Source organism: Marinitoga sp. 1137, from assembly GCF_001941525.1.
Classification (GTDB): Bacteria; Thermotogota; Thermotogae; order Petrotogales; family Petrotogaceae; genus Marinitoga; species Marinitoga piezophila.
This window is the reverse complement of sequence record NZ_CP009471.1, coordinates 1278275-1300212: the sequence shown is the minus strand read 5'-3', so window position 1 is coordinate 1300212 and position 21938 is coordinate 1278275. Positions and strand designations below refer to the sequence as shown.

At 23.4% G+C, this 21938-nt stretch carries 14 protein-coding genes; all 14 read left to right on the top strand.

Annotated features, from left to right (window positions below):
- The first annotated feature begins 399 nt into the window (after positions 1-399).
- Positions 400-3618, top strand: a complete 3219-nt coding sequence (locus LN42_RS06255; RefSeq protein WP_075780544.1) for a P-loop NTPase fold protein — start codon at positions 400-402, stop codon at positions 3616-3618.
- Positions 3619-3759: 141 nt separating this feature from the next.
- Positions 3760-4800: a hypothetical protein gene (locus tag LN42_RS06250; RefSeq protein WP_075780543.1), complete on the top strand. Its 1041-nt coding sequence runs from the start codon at positions 3760-3762 to the stop codon at positions 4798-4800.
- Between the two features lie 125 nt (positions 4801-4925).
- Positions 4926-5489, top strand: coding sequence for an ImmA/IrrE family metallo-endopeptidase (locus tag LN42_RS06245; RefSeq protein ID WP_075780542.1), 564 nt, complete (start codon positions 4926-4928; stop codon positions 5487-5489).
- 4 nt (positions 5490-5493) lie between these two features.
- Positions 5494-6894: a hypothetical protein gene (locus LN42_RS06240; RefSeq protein ID WP_075780541.1), complete on the top strand. Its 1401-nt coding sequence runs from the start codon at positions 5494-5496 to the stop codon at positions 6892-6894.
- A gap of 471 nt (positions 6895-7365) precedes the next feature.
- On the top strand, positions 7366-8595 hold the full coding sequence (locus tag LN42_RS06235) for an SIR2 family protein (RefSeq protein WP_075780540.1): 1230 nt from the start codon (positions 7366-7368) through the stop codon (positions 8593-8595).
- Positions 8588-10330, top strand: coding sequence for an ATP-binding protein (locus LN42_RS06230; protein WP_075780539.1), 1743 nt, complete (start codon positions 8588-8590; stop codon positions 10328-10330). Before LN42_RS06235 ends, LN42_RS06230 begins: the two co-directional genes overlap by 8 nt.
- Before the next feature lie 391 nt (positions 10331-10721).
- Positions 10722-12194, top strand: coding sequence for a VPA1262 family N-terminal domain-containing protein (locus LN42_RS06225; RefSeq protein WP_075780538.1), 1473 nt, complete (start codon positions 10722-10724; stop codon positions 12192-12194).
- Between the two features lie 2 nt (positions 12195-12196).
- Positions 12197-12727: a hypothetical protein gene (locus LN42_RS06220; protein ID WP_075780537.1), complete on the top strand. Its 531-nt coding sequence runs from the start codon at positions 12197-12199 to the stop codon at positions 12725-12727.
- Position 12728: 1 nt separating this feature from the next.
- Positions 12729-13955 (top strand): hypothetical protein, encoded by a 1227-nt coding sequence (locus tag LN42_RS06215; RefSeq protein ID WP_075780536.1) that lies wholly within the window; start codon positions 12729-12731, stop codon positions 13953-13955.
- Between the two features lie 280 nt (positions 13956-14235).
- Entirely contained in the window at positions 14236-16944 is a 2709-nt protein-coding gene (locus LN42_RS06210) for an ATP-dependent RecD-like DNA helicase (protein ID WP_075780535.1), read from the top strand.
- A 399-nt stretch (positions 16945-17343) separates the two neighbouring features.
- Complete coding sequence (locus LN42_RS10965; RefSeq protein WP_156865402.1) at positions 17344-17511, top strand: hypothetical protein; 168 nt, start codon at positions 17344-17346, stop codon at positions 17509-17511.
- Positions 17504-19672: a hypothetical protein gene (locus tag LN42_RS06200; protein ID WP_075780533.1), complete on the top strand. Its 2169-nt coding sequence runs from the start codon at positions 17504-17506 to the stop codon at positions 19670-19672. The genes LN42_RS10965 and LN42_RS06200 overlap by 8 nt, the downstream gene beginning before the upstream one ends.
- 213 nt (positions 19673-19885) lie before the next feature.
- Positions 19886-21409 carry an AAA-like domain-containing protein gene (locus tag LN42_RS06195; protein WP_075780532.1) on the top strand — a complete coding sequence of 508 codons (1524 nt, stop codon included), beginning with the start codon at positions 19886-19888 and terminating at the stop codon, positions 21407-21409.
- 444 nt (positions 21410-21853) lie between these two features.
- Positions 21854-21925, top strand: coding sequence for an SEC-C metal-binding domain-containing protein (locus tag LN42_RS11225; RefSeq protein WP_148265197.1), 72 nt, complete (start codon positions 21854-21856; stop codon positions 21923-21925).
- Positions 21926-21938 lie beyond the last annotated feature (13 nt).

Genomic DNA, 21938 nt, shown 5'->3' with positions numbered 1-21938 from the left:
TGTTACATCAATTCTCCCACAGCTTCCGCTGTGGGGTTATCTGGAATTAATTTGTGAAAATATTCTTTAGCTATTAGAATTTTCATAATCAGAAGTTGTAGTCATTTCTTTAAAGTCCCTATCCTAATCCACCAACCCACTATAATCTCCTAAACCTCTACATACTTTATCTCGTTCCACAAAATCCTCATGTAATTTTCCAATCAATATTTGTGAATAATTTCTTTATTTTAATATATCATTGATTAATTAATTCCCTGCAACTAAAAAATTAAATTTTAAATTTAAGTAAATTTTTTATTGAATTTGGTGGTAGAATTGTAATGTTGCTAATATTGAATAAAATAAAAAATATTAAAATAGAATTTAAAAAAAATACAGAACTGGAGGAATGGTAAAATGGAGGATGACAAAATAAAATATATACCAGATAAAGAAATTAATCTTGAAAATAGAGATTTGCTTGGTACTAAAATTTATGTTGATATTTTATCAGAAATAATAGAAACTGCAGATACTCCATTTACAATCGGCCTTTTTGGAAGTTGGGGTGTTGGAAAATCTTCGATAATAAAAACGTTACAAGAAAAATTTGAAAAAGATAAAAATTCTGAAATTTCTATTTTTATTTATGATGCATGGAAATATTCAAACGATTCATTTAGAAGAACTTTTTTGCTTGAATTGAAAGAATACTTTCAATTGGAATCTACTGAAAAATTTGATAGTTTTTATGAAGATAAACATGAAGATATCGATCATAAATTAGAGATAAAAAAGAATTCTTGGTTATGGTGGTTAGCTTTTTCTCCTTTATTATTAATTTTAATATGGTTTTTTCCGACGACTACGGATTTAAAGATAACTACTTCTATTATTTCTTTAATTATAACAATGTTATCAATTTTATTAAAAGAAACTTTTGTCCAATATAAAATAACTATTTCAAAACCAAAGTTATTTGCTCCTGAACAATTTGAAGCTGTTTTTGATGAAATAATAGATAAATTAATTGACAATCGAAGAAATTGGTATGAGTGGATAAAAGGTATTTTAAACAAAGATAAAAAGAAAATATCTAAAATAGTTATTGTTATTGATAATATAGATAGATGCCATAAAGATTTGACGTTTGAATTATTATTAACTATAAAAAATTTTCTTGAAAAAAAAGGTGTTATTTTTATAATTCCAATTGATGATAAAGAATTAAAAAAACATATTCAAAAACAAGGTCATGATCCAAATGAATTTTTAAGGAAGATATTTAATACTACAATTCCTATAAAAGAAATATCTGAAGGAGATTTGTTTGATTTTGCTAAAAAATTAAATGGTGATTATGAATTAAATTTTCCTATTGAGGTTATATCAATAATAGCTCAACAGTTTTCAAAAAATCCCAGAAAAATTATTCATATCTTTAATATATTACAAACTGAAATTTGCTTAGCAAAATATCAGGAAGAAAACAAACATATCCCACAAGGAACTATAATAAGCAATGAAAACTTGCCGTTTCTTACAAAATTACTAATTATAAGAGAAGAATGGCCTGATTTATATGAAGTTATAAAAAACAATTCATATTTATTAATGGATTTAATGTCTGAAGTAAAGAAGAAGAATGAAAACTTTTATTTAGATAAATGCAAGTTGAATGAACAGCAAATAAATTTTTTAAGAAGGACGAATCATATAAAACCTACTCACAGTAATTTTGAATTATTTTTTGTTAATAAGGATCAATTTAAAGATGTTCCTGATAAAATTATTACTTTGGTAGAGTCTAATGGTTTAAATGGAATGAAAGAATTGATGAAGAACAAAGAGATAACTTTTGATAAGTTAATTGAATTTATAGATTATAGATTTGAATTAGGAATAAAGAGAGGAGAAATAAACACAACAATTATTAATTTGGTTGCTCTTATAATTAATATGGCTTTAGATAATGAAATTAAAGAAAATATCAGAGATTATTTATACAGTAAAAGCACATTTTTAGGTAATTTTAAAGATTTTATCAAAGAGATTAGTGTAAAAAATTGTCGAAATATTTTTTCACTTATTGAAGTAGAATCTGTATTGATATTTATAAAAGAAAATGAAGAGTTATCACATGGTTTATTAGATTCTATAATAAAAATAATAAATGAAGAGACTGATAGTAAAGAATTAATACAGGATTTTGTTAAAATTTTCAAAGAGGATTCTCAAAAATTAAAAACTATATCTACTAAGTTTTCGAATTTAGTGGCATCTGATAATGAGTTTTTAAAAGAAATGATTTTACTGTTAACCAATAATGATATTGCCATCAAAAGTTTAATTACCAGTGATTTGGTTGATAAGTTTATTGAACAAGTAACCAATAGTATAAATGATGATAATTCTATATCGAAATTAAAGTTGATTATTGAGTATAATTCAATTAATGGTTTATCAAATGATCAGATGACAAAATTGATCCAGAAATTAATTCAATTTATTAATAGTACAAATGATTTTGCTCAATTGGCATTCTGGTTAGAGAAATTGAATAAATTTATTCCGTATATTAAAAATATGAATTTGATAAATAATACAGTTGTTTCCTCTTTATCAACTAAGCAAAATTTGTTATGGCAACACTACAGCTCTCAATGGAAAAATAAACTATATCAGGATACGCTGTATAATTTTCTACTAACATTAAAAGAATTGTATTATATTATTAATGATAATAATAAGAAAAATCAATTGATTGCATGGTTAAATCAATATTATAGTAAAAATGAGTTGCCAGATTTGATAAAATTTATTAATAATTTGTTTTATGAAATGGTTGAAAAATCTAGCGTTTATAATTGGCATTTTTCACAATATGTTATAAATAGATTTGGTCAAATTGAAGATTGGGAAATCAAGGAAGATATTGCAAAAATTATAAATTTGATGCTTCATAAAACAGAAAAAATAAATAACCGGTTTAATGGACTTAATAAAAATCAAATTCAGACCATATTTAAGCTTTATATTAATACTATAAAAAATAATAATAGAGAGGAAATAATAAAATGGATAGTTGAATCTGTTGAAAAAAATAGTGCATTAGTAGAACTATTTGAAGAAGTTAACGCTTCTTTGATAAATAGTGAAAATTTGATTATAATTACAAAGATTTTAAAGGAATTAAATAATAAAAACCTTGCATCAAATATTATTGCTAAAATTGTATTGAATATTGATTGCGAGGAGGCCTATAATGCTTTTGAATATTTGTCTAATGAAGAAAAGGATATATTTGAAGAGGCTATTTATCAAATTATAAAAAATATAGAAAATAGTCAAGAGTATTTTAAATGTTTAATAGAAAAAATTTCTAATTACGAATTTTTGAATAAAGATATATATGATTTAATAGCAGAAAGAATTAAACCTTTGTTGGTAAGCAGTAATGCGGAAGATATATTGTTCGCATTTAAAGTCTTGGATAGTTTAAAAATCGATAAAATCACTAAAACAAAATTAGAAGCTATAAAAGTTTTAATTCAGGATATAGATGAGAAAAAGTTTCAAGGAGATGAAGCAGGTTTAATTAAAAAAGTTAAAAATAATTTGATTTATTTAGAATGAAGAAAGTAAGAGTGGTTGTATATGTCAAGAATTTAGCCCTTTTAATATAAAGAAAAAAAGTGGAAAATCTTATAAGATAGTTTTAAAAAAAATAGTTTGTTTTTGAAAAAATTATGACATTATTATATAAGGAGGAGTTTTATGCCAATATTTATTCCTATCATATTTGCCGGTATGGCAGTAGTCTCAGGGAGAATAGGTTATACTTCAATAAAAAAAGGCTATAAAAATAATAATAAAGCGAAGAAAATTAAAGAACAAGCAGAAAATATTTTAGAAAAAATTAATGGAGAGATAGAAAGAGAAAGAAATAAAGTTCAAAAAATTATAGAATCATTTGGTCATAAAAAGATAGAAATACTTTCTACCTCAGTAAATGAATTTATAATAAATTTTGAAAAAATAGAAGGTATTGATTTAGATAATATAAATAATATGAAAGAATTTGATATATCAAATGATTATTTTAATTCTCTAAAGAAAGAGTTTGAAGAATTAAAAATAGCTTCATTTAAAGCTAAAGATATAGCTGTAAATGGAATAATATCAATTGCTGGAGGTACATTATCTTCTTATGGATTATATAGTCTTGTTATGAGTGGTTTAGGAGGACTTGCTACTGCATCAACTGGAACTGCAATAGGAACTTTATCAGGTGCTGCTGCAACAAATGCAACGCTAGCATGGTTTGGAGGAGGTTCTTTAGCTAGTGGAGGTTTTGGAATGATAGGTGGAATGACTATTTTAGGTGGTTTAGGAACAGGAGTAGCTCTTGGAATCTGTGGAGTAGTAGTTGAGAAAAAAAGTGAAAAAACATTAAATGAAGCTGAAAAAAAATATAGAAAAGTAGAAGAATTTAAATTACAATCTAAAGAAATAATAAGAACGTTAAATAATATATATACTAAAACAAATCAAATTATTGAATTATTAGAAAAATTAAATTCTTATTTTATAAAATATATTAATAGTATGAAAGATATTCTTAATAAGAAAGGTGCAATTTGGAGTAATTATGATTTATCAGAACAAAATGATATATATGTATGTATTCAATTGGCGCATATTATAAAATCAATTTTAGATATTAATTTGTTAAAAGAAAATGGTGAATTAAATGAATCTATTGAAGAAATTATCAAAAATGGAAATGAATATTTAAAATTTATGAATAATATATAAATAATACGCCGTTTTTGTTTTGCATAATATAAAAAACAAAATATATTGTTTTTAAAAGCCCAACTTTTGGAAAAAATAATGTATGTGATAAAATAAGAGTAGAAAAAGTTTCTGGAGGGATAATTATGGAAGCTGGAGTTTATACGAAAGAAGAAATACGTAATTTTGCCAGGAAATTAAGAAAACTTTTAAAATTTAAAAATCCAGCAACAATAAATAAATTAGAAAATATTGTAAAAACATTAGGCGGAGAAATAATTTTTAGTGATGAGGATCTGGAAAATTATGCTGAGGCAAAAATTGTAAAAATTGATGATGAAGAAAAAAAATTCAGAATAATTGTAACAGATAAAGACTTTCTTCCAAAGGAAAGAAAGGTTTTTTCTATAGCACATGAATTAGGACATTTGTTTTTGCATATGGGTTATATTATTAATGAAGAAAAATGGAATAATATAAACGATTTTTTTGATTTTTATTATAGACGAGATAAAAATTATATAGAGTATGAAGCAAATGAATTTGCTGGAGAGTTTTTAATGCCGGAAGATGAATTTAAAAAAATTGCGTATGAAAATTTTGATGAAGATGAAAATGCATTTTATATTGAACCTATAGCTAATTATTTTGGAGTTTCTAAGAAAGCAGTTATAACTAGAGGCAAATTTTTAGGTTTATTTGAATGGTGAGAGTATGATTCATAATATAGAAGACCTATTAGAAGAAGTTAAAAAAGCAGCTCCTAAAAAAAATGAAGCTAAAAATATTGAAAAAAAAGATTCGATGGAAAAAGTTTATATGTTTATATCATATGATATGGTTAATTCGGTAGCATATAAAACAAGACATAAGAATTGGATTAATCAGATATGGAATTATTATACACAGTTAAATGATTTAATAAAGGCTAAAATTACTATGGCTAAAATATGGAAGACATTAGGCGATGAAATAATATTTTTTGTTCCAGTGTATAGTAAAGATGAAATAGAAAAATATACAAAATATGCATATGAGATATTAATTGAACAGAATGATGAGATGAGAAAAAAACTGAAATTAAGTTTTAAATCTACTGTATGGCTAGCAAGTGTATGTGAACAATCATTTGATGAAGAATTAAAAAATGAAAAATGCAATAACATTATTTTTGATAAATATGAGGAAGGAGACAAAAATGAAGTTTTAAGACCATATAATTTTGAAAAATCTGTGGATTTTATAGGCGAAGATATAGATATAGGGTTTAGAATTTCCAAGTTTTCTCGTAAGAGAAGAATGATAGTTGATGCTAATATTTCTTATTTTTTATCAGATGACAAAAGTAGTAATTTATATTTAATAGATTATAAAAAGATAAAAGGTGTTTGGAATGAAAGATACTATCCAATTATATGGTATTATGAAGAGGATTTTAAAAATAAAACTTTAAAAGAGTCTCTTTATTATGATGAACATTTTTTTTGCGAATTCTCAAATAAGATAAAAAAAGGTGAAGTAGTGAAAATTGATGAAAAAGAACAGATTGAGAAAATTTTAGAAGATGCCGATAAAATGGAAACTATAAAAAGAATAGAAGAATATTTTAAGAGAAATACAAAAAAAAGGGGAGATACTGTTCCAGGGAAAAGAAGTGAAATTGCCGAAGTTCATTGTGTGGCATTATGCTTAAAAAAGAATGATAATAGAATAGAAGCTTTTGTAGTAAAACGCTCTAAAGATAGATATAGATTTCCTAAAAAATGGGAATTTGGATGTGCTCAACTTAAAGGAAACGAAACATTTGAAGAAAGATTAGAAGAGGAATATAATAAAAGATTTGGATTAAAAATAAAAGTTTTAGAACCAATAAATTCTTATTTTTTCAAAGATAGAAATGGAAGAAAAATTCCAGGAATAATTTTTCTAGCAGAAATAAAAGATTCTAATAAAATTGATATAGATAAGGAAAAGTATGAAGAATATAGATTCATTTCAAAAGATGAGATAAATACGATTGATAACTGGATTGGCGAAGAAAATGAAAGTGTCAAAAATTTGGAAAAAGCATTTTGTATATTTGAAAAAATGGTGTCTGGTAAAGCTGAGAATTAAATGAAATATAGTATTCCCACAGTTTAATCTGTGGGGTTATCTGAAATCGGTTTGTGAAAATATTCTTTATCTATTAGAGTTTTCATAATCAGAAGTTGTAGCCATTTCTTTAAAGTCCCTCTCCTAATTCACCAATCCACTATAATCTCCTAAATCTCTACATACTTTATCTCATTCCACAAAATCTTCATGTAAATTTCTAATCAATATTTGTGAATTATTTCTTTAATTTAATATATCATTGATTAATTAATTCCCTGCAACTAAAAAATTAATTTTTAAATTTAGGTAAATTTTTTATTGAATTTGGTGGTAGAATTTATATGTATGAAAAATTTGTTTTGTGGAGACTAAATTAGCTTTAATTTGTGAATATTATAGGAGTGATTTTATGGGAAAGAAATTGCTTTTTTAAGTAAGGAAAAGAAAATCGAAGCTGAATCTGATAATAATATTTTAGATTTGTTTAGTGTGTTTAATGAAGAGAGGTTTCTAAAAAATGATAATAGGAAGTCTTTAAAATTATTTATAGATGATAATAAGATTGATTTATTGGAGGATAATATAAAAGGAATAAAGAAGGATTTAGAAACTTTGGTAAATAATGATTTTATTTATCAGTATGATGAAAATGTAGTAGTTTTAACAGGTGCCGGTAGTTCAATAATTGAATTAAGTGAAAAATCTGGAAAAACTATGAGGCAAATTGTTAATGCTTTAAATAAAAAAGAGGAAAGTAAAAAGGCCTTAGATTATTTAAAGAATATTGTAAAATATAAAAATAAAGATAATGATAAAGATGATGATAATGATAATGATAATGAAAATGAAAATGATAATGATAATGATAATATTAATCTTGAAGACTTGTTGAGCAAGGCAAAGATGTATGATGAATTAGGAATTGAAGATAATATTGGTGATAGTATCAAAAAGATAGAGGATAAAATAAGGGAATATTACACTTTGAAATACGATAAAGAATATTTTAAACATGGGGAGTTCCTCAGTAAATTTTTAAAAAGAAAAAATAATGATGAGAGATTGAAAATATTTACAACAAATTATGATACTCTTTTTGAACAAGCAGCATCTGATGAAAGAATAGTTGTTATTGATGGTTTTTCCTTTACAAATCCTTCAAAATTTGATGGTAGATATTTTGATTATGATATTGTTGAGAGACAATATGGTAGTTTTTCTGGTGAAAATTCATATATAGACAATGTAATTCATTTATATAAACTTCATGGTTCTATAGATTGGGTTGTTGAAAATAATGAAGTTGTGAAAAAATATAATGTAAATAATGATGAAAGAGACTTTGAGTATCTTATGATATATCCTGCAAGCACAAAATTTAAGCAAACATATGAAACACCATATTTTGAATTATTTTCAAGGTTTATATCTGAATTAAAAAAGAAGAACACTATTTTAATTATAATTGGTTTTAGTTTTGCGGATGAGCATTTGAAAACTATAGTAGAAAATGCGTTGAAAACCAATAGAAGTCTTAGGATTTTATATGTAGATGTTAATCTTGAAAATGAAAATATAAAATTTTTGAAAGATGCAGCTCAAAGTGTTGGAAATGTTATGTTGTTGAGTTCAACATTTTCAGATTTTGTTACTTTTATTAAGGATAAAAAAATTTATGGTAATAGTTATATTGGATATAAAGGTGATGTAAATGAGTGATTTTTATACGTCATTTTTTGATAGAAATTTGTTGATAGGTTATATTTCAAAGGTAAATATAAATTATATTATTTTAAATACACCATATGTGCAACAATTGACTAAATATTATTATAATGGTGAGGATTTTCATGGAGGATTATTAAATTCTTATGTTGTAATAGAAGGAGATAAATATGGTTTTTTAGGGCAAATATTTGAGATTGAGTTTTTAGAAAAGGAAAGAAAAAATATTACAGATAAAAATTTAGAAAATGTTGAAGGTGATTTTAATCCAAAAGTTAAAGTAAATATACTGTTTTCTTTTGATTATCTTGATTTAGAATTGAAAAAAACTATTTCAGATTTTCCTAATGTTGGAGCGAGAGTTTATCTTGCAAGTAAGAGTGTTTTAAAAGAACTTTTTAAAATACAGCAAAAAAATGAAAAATATGAATTTGCAAATTTTGTAAGTAATAATTTTTTAAAAATTGATGATTTAGGAGGGATTTTTTCGAGACATTGTGCTATTGTTGGAACTACCGGAAGTGGAAAAAGTTGGACTGCCGCAAAATTGATAGAATCATTGTTAAAAATGGAAGATAAAAAAATTATAATTCTTGATCCAACAGGTGAATATGCTGATGCATTTAAAGGTGAAGAATTTGCTTCTATATTTAAAATAGGGGAAGATTCTTATATAGATCCTCAAAATATGAAATTAGAAGATTTATATTTAATTTTAAATCCATCAGAAGGAGCTCAGATTCCAAAATTAAATGAAGCAATTAAGTCTTTAAAACTTGTTCAAGAAGTAAAGAAAAATAAAGAAGAGTATGAAAAATTTAAAGACTTTATTAAAGATGAAAACATAAAAAAGGAGGGCAATTCTCCTGAAGCATTTAACGAAATATATATGAAATTTTATGGTGAAATAATAAAAAATGATCTTAAAAATGTTGATTTACAAAAATTACCTTTACAAATTGAAAATGAGTGTGTTGTATCATATATGAATAGTAATAAAGAAAAATGGAAAAAAGATGAAAAAACCTTTGGATATTGTATTTCAATGATTGCACGATTAAATAATTTTCTAACAAGTGAATTTTATAATAGTATATTTAAATCAGATTCTAAAAAGAAACAAAATATAATATCAGTTATTGAAAATTTTATAAAAGAAAATAAAGAGAATGATATTCCCAATGATGAGGATAATAATAATTCACATAATAAAAGGTTGTTAATTTTAAATTTGGAAGATATAGTGTCAGAATATAATATGAAAGAAATAGTTGTTGAATTAATGGGAAGAAAAATTCTTGAAATGGCAAGAAATAATATTGTTAAAAATTCTAAAAATTCATTGATAGTGTTTCTTGATGAAGCGCATAATTTTTTAAATAAAAATGGCGATAATGAATTAAAAAAATATAAACGTAGTTCTTTTGAGTATATTGCTAAGGAAACTCGAAAGAAAAGAGTATTTTTATGTATTATTACACAAAGACCAGGAGATATTCCTGAGGGAATTTTAAGTCAATTTGGGACATTTATTATTCATAATTTAACTAATTCAAATGATCTAGAAAAATTAAAGTATGTTCTGCCAAAAGATAATAATGTTATAAATATAGTACCAAAACTTGGAAGTGGTGAGGCTATTTTAAGCAGTGTGAATTTTAATTATCCACCTATAAATATAAAAATTTTGGAACCAAAATATAAACCTAATTCAAAGACAGAATTTTAAGCTAAATATATTGAAAATAAATCATTAAAAATTCTGGAAATTATAAAAAATGTGAAGGAAGGTCTATTAATGATAAATTACCTGAAATATGGAAGATTTGGAAAAATGATTGAAAATGTATAAAAATAATTACTTACTATTGTAATGTGCAGAAATATAAAACTCCACAATAAAAACTGTGGGGTTATCTGAAATTGATTTGTGAAAATCACCGCTATCAATTAATATAGCATTGTTATATTAATAACGGTTAATTTTTGGTAACAGATATTTATTTTATTGAATGATATATTGGATTATGATATCATAAAGATGAGTTAATATTTGTTGCTAACTTGTGAAAGAAAAAAGATGAACTCTATAAAATTTATGTGCAAAGGAGTTGATAAACGTGATTTTTAAAGATTTAAGTAAAGGAGTAATTAAGCAAGAGTTTGTTTTAAAACAAAATGAAGATGATAAAATACATGTATTAACTATTTATCACAATTTAAAGAATTTTGATTATTATCAGGAAATGAGTAAAAGAAATATAAGTAAAGAAATAAATGTTGCAAAAGATTTAACTTTAATATTTACTGAAAAATATATATCTCGACAAGAAATTGAAGAAGAAAAGAATTCGATAAAAGTTTCAAAATTAAGAGTAGAAGGTTTTCTAGGAGATCAAATGACATTTAGCAAAAATCCATATATAAATAAAAGTACTTATTTCATGGAAATTTTAAAAATGAACAAAGATGAAATTTTTGATTTGATTCCAGAAAATAGTGAAGTTTTTAATGAAATTTGTAAATGGGTTTATGAACTATCAGGATTTAATTTAAAAGATAATCCATATTCCATAGGTAATGTTTTATTTTTTGAAGCAACGGGGGTAGAAGTTGATTTGGAAAGAGTTAAAAATAATCCCCAAAATATAAAACTTAGTATTAGATATAATTTAAATGAAATAGAAAAAATGACGGCAGTATTGACATTTAGATTTCATAAAGTTATTGTGGCTACTAAAAAACTTGAAATTACCGAACCTGGTAAATATCCTATAAAAATACCTGCATCTTATAATTTATGGAATAGTCTGGATGTTGAAGTATATAATCAAAACGATGAATTAGTTTATTTATACAATAATGCTCATTTTATTATGGAAATATCATTAAAAGTGGGAATAACAAATTCTCAGAAAGAAGAGTATGTAAAAACATTGGATAAAAATATTCTATTGAAAGATATTTTTTATGAAAATTTTGAAATTGCAGATAAAAGCGAATATATAAAGAACCTAAAATTATTAAATAAATATTATAATGATGAAAGATATTTTTTAAAAAGTTTAGAAAATAACTATGAGATTATTTTTTCTACCCCGAATGAGCAAAGAAAAATTTTTGAACATTTTCAAAGAATTTTTGAGAATGAAAACTTTGACAGGATATGGATATTTGATCCATATTTTGATTTAGATGAATTTAAAGATACTATGAAAGATTTTATAACTCTTATTAATCAAAATCTTCATACACAAAAGATTATAATATTTGAAAATAAGAAAAAGTATGAACAAAATGATTTGAATTCAAAAATAAAAAAGTGGAAAGAAGAATTAAGACAAAAATATAATACAACCATTGATTTTGTATGTTCAAATAAACATTTTCATGATAGATTTATTTTTTTGACTATAAATAAAAATGGAGAAGAAATTGTAAAAAGTGGTTTTTTGCTCGGAAGTTCTATTAACTCTATAGGGAAAAATTTTTCCACTATAGTAGAATTATCCGTACCAAAATCTCAGGAGATTTTTAAAATTTTATATAATGAGATTTATGTAAAATCAATTGCTGAGCAAAATGAGGTGTGAATATGTTTAAAAATATATATACATATAATGATTTTTTAAATTTTTTAAACAATGAATTTAAAAATAGTATTTCATATCCAAAATATAAATATAAATTTATAATTATTGATAATTATTTATTTGATAACAATGATAAAATCAATAAACGTACAGATAAAATAAAAAAATTTATAAATATTACAAAAAATTTCTTTTTTTATGTAGAGTATATATTTTTTAGTAGCCAATGTGATAATAATAAAGAGATAGCAAATTTTTTAACCCAAAAAGCAAATAAGAAAATTAATTTTTATCCCTTATATAGTGATATTGCGGAAAAAATGAATGTTCATGATAGGTATTGGTTATTATGGGTTGCTGAAGATATTAAAAATTATGATTCATTATGGCATATAGGAACTTCTATGACAGGTTTATTTAAAAAGAAAAATTATAGTACATTTGCTGTTTATCAAATAGGTTTAGATGAAATAGATGAAATTTCTTCTCTTATTTCATCGCTAAAAAATATTTATAATTGGGAGGAAGATTGATATGAAGGAAAAAGAGTTTTATAGAGAAAAACTTGATGAAATTGTATTATCAATAAATTCTGGTGATTATATAGATATAAACTTAATTGATGAACTTTTTGATGGGAAAGATATTAAAGAGAATTTTCAGATTGTTAAGACTATTATGACTGATTATGGAAGCAATGAATATTTGAAAAAAAAGAAAATATTTCCATCTTTTTTGTTGTTTGCTTTGTTATCTTATAAATTAATTATAGAGGATAATATGCAATTAATTATTTTAGAATTGGAAAAAGATGAAAATGATAAAATAAAAAAATATTGGGATTTATCTTTAAATGGGGCAAAAATATTTTTAAAAAGTAAATATAGTAATTTTTATTATGATGGAACTTTAAATATTGGAAAAATAAATTTTTTTGATTGGATGTATATGTTTAAAGATTCTTTAGTGTTTGATTTTCCTTATAACTTAAAGATTTTTTTACCTTACTTCGAAATTGTTTATCAAATGGATAAAAGCAAATTTAAAGAAATAATTTTTGAAGATGAAAACAATTTATTTTTTGCATATTTTCTATTTGAAGAGAATGAAAAATTATTTAAAGCTATAGGAGATAATATTGATTTTTCAAGTATAGAAGACGAGATGAAATTAAAATTAATTCTTTTTAAAATATATGAATCAAAAGGTGTAAATAAGTTATATACGTATATAGAGGATATAAAAGATAATAAAATATGTTTTGAAATTATTTCTCAAATTATATTATCTAAAAATATAAACATAGCTGAAAAGAAAGATTTAATAGAAAAATTAGATAATGAAGTTGAAAATATAGTTGATTGGACCCTTGAATATTATAAAGAAAAAGAATTTATAGGAACTGATTATTTACAACTGGCAATTACTTCATATAGTATTGCTAAAGAAACAAATAAAATAAAATTTTTGAGTTTAATGTTAGAGTTTTTAGAAAACGTTATAAAAGATAGAGATGGATATTATAATTGGGAAGGTAGAAAAGAAGAAATAAAAAAAGCTTTTGAGTTTATAAAAAACGAGTATCAAGATTATTTTGAAGATAATATAAGAGAAGAATTTTTAAAATTTTTAGAAGATGAAAAAAAGGAATTATTTATAACTGATTTTGATAAGAATATCAGACATATGAAATATCTTAAGGATACAAAGAGGAGTGTTATAATAAATAATATGATTTCTTTTATAAAGGACTTAAAATAAGAATTTTTGAATGTTACATAAATATAAATTTTGATGTGAGGTTTTAATATGATAAAAAAGGTTAAATCAATTAAAAATTTTGGTATTTTTAGAGATTTTGAATGAGATAATAATGTAAGGGATAAGGAAGGGAAAATTTTAACTTTAAAAAAAATCAATATTATATATGGTAGAAATTATTCAGGAAAGACCACAGCTTGAAATTTTGTTTTTTAGTTAAACTTGGGGTTGTCATTATTTTTGGAGAAGTGCATATTCTATAAACAAGAGGAGATAAGTTATGAATGAAAAAATTAAAAATATAGATAAAGCTATTTTAGATATTGATAAAGTAATTTCTAAAAATATTAGTAAGTTTGATGATAGTGATAGAGGTTTATTATCTCAAAATATATTGGCACATCTCAGAAATTTGGTTGAATATATTTTTTTAAAAATATATAGTAAGGGTAATGACATTGAAATAAATTATGATAATATTCAAAAAGCAAAAAAATATATTAAAGGAAAAAGTTCTTATAATTTTTTAAATAAGTTTTATAAATTATTAAAAATTTCTGTTTCACACTATACTCTTGATGAAGATAGTTCTGAAAGATTGATGCTTAAATATTACGAATATCTTCTTAAAATTAAATCTTTTTTAAAAGAAAAATATAATCTTGATGTTTTTATTAATATAGATAAATTTCCAATCGATTTGGATAGCACAACACAAGAATATTATGAAAAAATTGTTGAACAAATAGAAAAACCTTTAAAAGGAAAGCTACAAAATGACAGATATTATATTCAAAAAATAAAACCTTTTTTTGTAGATAATAAAGTTTATTACGAAGTAACTTTTACAAGATCTCATGATCGTGTTAGCAAATTTGATAGAGTTATTGCTTTTACAAAACATGAAATTTCTCCAAATTACGCTATTAAACTTTTTATTAGAAATTCTACGATAAAAATATTGAATAAAACGATGCCTATTAGTATTATTGAAGATTGGGAAGTATCAATAAGGCCTTGTGAATTGAACAATTTTGCTAAAATATTTGATTTTAAAATTAATATACAAAGTAGTCATCAGGAGTATAAAAGGTTAATGGCTTTTTTGACAAATTCAGGATTATCTTTAGATGAATTTATACAATTAGAAGATAGCTATTACAATGAGATAAAGTATAATATAATTAAAGATATAAAATCTCAATTTTTTGATGTATTAGATCAATGCAGATATTTAGTAAAAAATAATAATCCTGGAGAAAATGTAATAAAATATCTACTGTATAAAATGAATAATAAAGTTATAAAACAACAATATTATCATAAAAATTTTAATAAACATTTATCAAATTTAAAACTTAAATATGGGTGTATTCCTTTTGATCAAATTCCTTTTTCGACATCTCTAATAAACCATAATCCAAAATTTTATGATTTGTTAAATTGTTTAAATGTTGAAAATAGAGAAGACGAATTATTCGCTAGATATATTAAGAACAATACTGAAATTGAAGGGATTTTATTTACACCACAAGAAGAAATAAAGAATTTCGAAAATATAGATCAACTTATAAAAGCATACAATAGTAAACTTTATTATAGACATGAAAATCGTAGTTTGAATAAATACAAGGATTTCATTTATATAAAAGGATATAGAGATGATACAATTGAAATCATAAAATTATTAAAAGCTTTAGCTTTTTCGGGAATAAAGAATTATTCAAAATCTGTACATGATTGGTTGCAAAATTCAGGGTATCAAATAGATTGCAATGATAAAAAAGAAATATTAATAAATATGTTTGAAAAATCTAAAGTAGCTATGATTTATGGTTCTGCTGGCACTGGCAAATCAACTATGATTAATCATATTTCAAATTTTTTTAATAATAGTAAAAAACTTTATTTAGCTAATACTAATCCAGCAATTGATAATTTAAAAAGAAAAGTAAATGCTCAAAATTGCAAATTTATGACAATTACAAAATTTTTATCCTCAAAAAATTCAAACGTAAATTTTGATTTGTTATTTATAGATGAAAGTAGTACAGTTAGTAACGATGATATGTTAAACGTTTTAAGGAAAGCTTCTTTTAAACTTATAGTTTTAGTAGGAGATGTTTTTCAGATAGAGTCTATACGATTTGGCAATTGGTTTAATATTTCAAGAGAATTTTTGCCAAAAAATGTACTTTTTGAGTTGACAAAACCATATCGTACTACTAATAATGATTTATTAGAGTTATGGAATAAAGTAAGAAATTTAGATGATGACATTTCAGAGCATTTGGCGAAAAAAAACTATACAACCAAATTAGACGAATCTATTTTTAAAAAACACGAAGAAGATGAAATTATTCTTTGTTTAAATTATGATGGATTATATGGAATTAATAATATTAATAGATTTTTACAAGCTAATAATCCTAATACTGCTGTATATTGGGGAGAACTTGTTTATAAAGTTAATGATCCTATCTTGTTTAATGATACTAAAAGATTTGGTCCTTCGATTTATAATAATCTTAAAGGTAAAATAGTTTTTATTGAGAAAAAAGATGATTATATACAATTTGATATTCAAATTGATAAGGTATTAAATGAAACAGATATAATGGACTATAATGATATAGAACTTATCGAAGATGATGCTAATGGAAAGTCAACTATTAGATTTAAGGTAAATAAATATAGAAGTACTGATGAAGATGATGAATCTACGGACACAATAGTACCTTTTCAAATTGCTTATGCTGTTTCTATACATAAAGCACAGGGGCTTGAATATGATTCGGTTAAAATTGTTATTACGGATGAAGTAGAAGAAAGAATTACCCATAACATTTTTTATACGGCCATAACAAGGGCAAAAAAACAGTTAAAAATATACTGGTCTCCTGAAACAGAAAATAAAATATTGAGTAGATTAAAAAAAATAGATAATAAAAGAGATGCTTATTTATTAAAGAATGTTATAAATGAATAAGAAAATATCAATTTAATCCCTTATTGATAAAATAAATGTTTGTAGAATTCAGAATGTGATATGGCTGATTAAAAAAATTGTGTCTTCCAAAATTACTTGATATTTGCAGAAAAAATTTGAAAGATATTGAAGATATAGAATCATTTTACTATAAGAAAAAGAAGATAAACCATTGGAATTGTTGGAAAAAATAACGCAGCTTGAAATTTTGAAATATTACTTAGTGTAATTGCAAGTATGGTTGGATTTATTGTTCCGATATTTTTATTACTGATTGAAAAATTTTTGAATTTTCCTTTTTCTATTTTTAAATTGTTTGAAAAACAAATAAAACATTTTATAGGCTTTGTAACTTACTATTATGTCATGTCGATAATATTGGTTTTGTTGGATTTGAAAATGATAATTTTTTTAACTTACTTAATAGGTATATTCTTTATTTTAAATTTGGGATATGCAATATATGTAATTATAAAAGTTTTAATAGTACAAGAGAATATTGCTAAAGCTGTATTAGTTAATTATAAAAATTATATTTTAAGCAATGAGAGTGATGAAGATGAATGAGTATATAAATACCAATGAATTTGTAAGATATATGAGTTTATTAAACGAAAAAGGTGAAATTGAAATTTTGGAGAATTTAATAGAACAAATTTTTGAATTTTTTATAGATGAAATTGAAAACAAAAAAGTTAAGAAAGAAATGATTAATTTTGTTGAAGAAGTTTTGCGAATAATAGATCCGGAAAGTAGAATATTTTATAATATATTTTTTAACAATTTTTATGTTTTTTTAGATAGAATATTAAGTATAAATTTTGATTATACCATAGAATTAATTAGCATATTTAATAATAAAGAAAATGGTAAAATTATTGAACTTTATAAATTTAAAATGATAAAATATGGATTATTAATTGTAGAAAAAAAGGCTGATAAATTATCTCAAGATCACCAAAGAAGTTTTCTGCGATTAGTTGAATATATTGTAATCAATAACATAAAAAAATCCGAAAACAAAAAGATTAATTATATAGATTTTAAAGAAATTTATTCTGATTTTAAAAATTATAACAACCCAATAAGTGTAATATTTATTTTAGAAATATTAAAGGAATTAAATGAATTTTTAATTAATAATGAGGATTATACTATAACGTTTTATGAAAATCAAGAAAAGTTTATAGTTAAATTTTTTCAAATATTTAAATCATTAAATGATAAAAATATATATTATGAAATAATAAACAGATATCTTGCATATGTATTTGATTTTATAATTAATTTATATAAATATAAGAAAGACGAAGAAATTTTTTTTGAATATATTTTAGATGATGAAAATGAATTTAATTTATTTATAAAAATATATGAATTGTTTTCAGAATCAAAATTTAATTTTATAGATATAATTTATATAAAAAAAAGAATTTTTTTAATGATGGCAAAATTTTTAGAGTATATTATTAAAGATAAAGAAACTTCTATTGAGACAAAAAAGGAAATTATAGAAATTATAGTAAACTTTATATCTAAAATGTTTGAAAGAAAATATGATGATATATATCTTATGGAAACTTTTTTTGATTCTATAGAAGAAAATAGCAGTTTTTTTGATAATATAATAGAATTAAAAAAAATAGAGAAAAAAACTATAATAAATGCAAAAATTTATTTTGAAACTTCATATGATTATAGATTAGAATTGTTATTGTTGTTTATATATAAATCTAAATCATTAAACCTTTATTTGTTTAAAGATAAAATTATTGAATATTTTAAAGAAAAAAAATATGAATATGATTTTTTTAAAAAACATTTAGAACACTTAAAGGAAAATCTTTTTAAATTTAAAATTTTAGATGAAATTGAGAGAGAAAATTTTGAAATATTTTTGAAAGATTTCAGTGAAATAATCGATATATTAGAAACATATAAAAAATATAATTTAGAAGAAAAAATAAGCAAAGATGAAACAATTGATATATCAGAAGTAGATAATAAAGCTCATGCATTAAAAGAAGAAATAAGTAAGAAAGAAATATGGCAACTACTAGAAAATAAATTTAGTGAAGATAAAAAAGAATATTTAATCGGATTAAGAGAAAATTTTGTAATGTCAAATATGATGAGAAAGTTCGAAATTTCTGAAAAGAAATATCCTATTCTATTTCAAGTATATTCAGATAAAACATATTATGATTTTTTAGATTTTAGGAATATAAATTTTAGTTTGTCTAAAAGAGTAATTGAAGAATTTTATACCAAAACAAATATTGAAAAAATTGATTTTTGTTTTAAAAATAAAGAAAAAGATTATTTTGAAACGAAAAAGCAAATGTTAGAAAATTATAATTTTATAATTGGAAACGAATCTCTTTTTATGCTTTTAAAAATGAAAATAAATTTAGAAGATGAAAAAATTAATTTTTATAAAATTAATCTTGGAAAAAATTTGATTTTGACTAAAAAAGGTAATATAGTTTTTTCTTTTGATTATAGGATAATTTTTGAAAAAATAAAAAAGGAAGATATTAATGAGATTGATAAATTGAAACATGATTATAGTATGTTATTAGAGCAATATAGTCAAAATGAAGAAATGGTCATAGAAAAAATAAATGAAAAATATTTTAAAGCTGTTTTGGTATTAAAAGGTAATATTTATTATAATAATATTTCTGATATTAAAGTATTAGAATTTAAAAGTGATTGTGATATGTAAATAGTAAAATAGGAATGAAAAAAAGAGGGAAAATAGAAACTATATGATCACCGTGGATCCTTCTAACAAAGATTAGAATGTGGTCCACGGTATATATTTATATAATTCATTTTTCAAACCACCAGGGGTCAAATTTTTGCCCTGGTTTTTTGTTGGAAATGAAGGGAAACCATAATTGAATTGTGATATAATTCAATTGTGGAGGTGGAAATAATGAGAACGTTTTGTACATCGGGACCTGTTGATAAGAAAACATGCTATTATGTGGAAAGACCGGATATAATGGAAGAAGCGCTTGATCATATAGAAAACTGGAGATACTTTACAGTATCTGCACCAAGACAGAGTGGAAAAACCACATTATTAAGAGATATTGTAGAAAAAATAAAAGATAAGTATTTAACAATATTTATCTCATTTGAAAGTTATGAAGATAAAGATAAAGAGGATTTTCTTGAAACGTTAGTAATGGATATCAATCGCTCAAATAAAAAAATATATGGAAAAAAAATGGAATTGATAATACCTCAAAAGATTGATAAAATAAGAAACTTAATAGAAGAACTTAATGAAAAAAGCGGAAAAGAAATAGTGTTGATGATAGATGAATTTGAAAAGTTAGATGAGAAAATAATGAATGAATTTTTGCATGTAATAAGAAGTATGTATCACGATAAAGAAATATATGGATTGAGGAGTGTAGTACTTATTAGCGTAAGCTATTTAAGCGGGATATTAGAAGATAACGCAAGTCCATTTAACATAGCAGAACATATGGAAGTACCATACTTTACAAAAGAACAGGTATATGATTTATTAAGCCAACATGAAAAAGAAACAGGGCAAATATTCGATGAAAAAGTAAAAGAATTAATATGGCATAACGCAGCAGGGCAACCTGGACTAACCAATGGTCTTGCATATGATTTAGTTACTAAAAAAGCTCCTGGTGAAAAGATTATAACAGTGGAGCATTTTGAAAAGACACTTGAAGATTATATGTATGTCTATATTGATAAAAATATAGCCAATATATTGCATAAAGCAGAAAAAGAAAAGGAATTAATAATGAAAATACTATTTGAGCCTGGAAAAGTAAAATTTTCAATATACGATAAAAGAATAAATTTTCTATATCAACACGGAGTAATAGATAATTGTGGAGGTAAATGCTGTGTAAGAGTACCATTATACTACAAAGCGTTATATACAAGATTTATGCCGGAAATAAACGGAGAAAAAAACTATATGGCAACAATAAATGATACAATAAAGCCATACATAAAAAAAGACGGAAGTCTTGATTTAAATAAATTATTGGAAAGATATACAGAATATATCAAATTAAGAGGAGCGATAATGTTTAAAGGAAGGAATTATTATGAAGGAGTATATCAATATAACTTAGACCAATTCTTAAGCTTATATGTAGAGGCGGCAGAAGGAAAGGTATATCCAGAAACACAGGTAGGAGGAGGAAGGATAGACCTCTTAATAAATCTGAATAATAGGGAATATCTAATAGAAATAAAAACAAACCTAACAGGAAATGAATATGAAAAATCGAAAAAGCAATTAGTGGAATATTTAAAAAGAAGTGGATTAAAAGAAGGCTGGCTTGTGATATATTCGGATGCAATAGAAGATTTCAAACATGAAATAGAAGAAATAGAAGGAATAAAAATCAATGTGTGGTTTATAAAAACGAACTTTGAAAGCCCATCGAAAGTGAAATAAATAAAAAATAGAAATTATTATAACAATTGTTTTCTACAAAAAACTCAAACATAATTTAAAATAAAACCAATTGCCCATCAATTCACCCACAGCTTCTGCTGTGGGGTTATCTAGAATTAATTTTGTGAAAATGTTCTTTAGTCATTAGAATTTTCATAATCAGAAGTTGTAGCCATTTCTTTAAAGTCCCTCTCCTAATTCACCAATCCACTATAATCTCCTAAATCTCTACATACTTTATCTCATTCCACAAAATCTTCATGTAAATTTCTAATCAATATTTGTGAATTATTTCTTTAATATTTTTAATATATCATTGATTAATTAATTCCTTGCAACTAAAAAATTAAATTTTAAATTTAAGTAAAATTTTCATTGAATTTGGTGGTGGAATTTATAGGATGGAAATTTTGAAATAATAGGGGAATTAAGAGTGAGTAAAAAATTAATAGAAATGGTCATTGCTCTTGTGAAAGTAGAAAGAAATATAAAAAGTGTCATGGAATGTATGAATAAGTAGAATTATAAA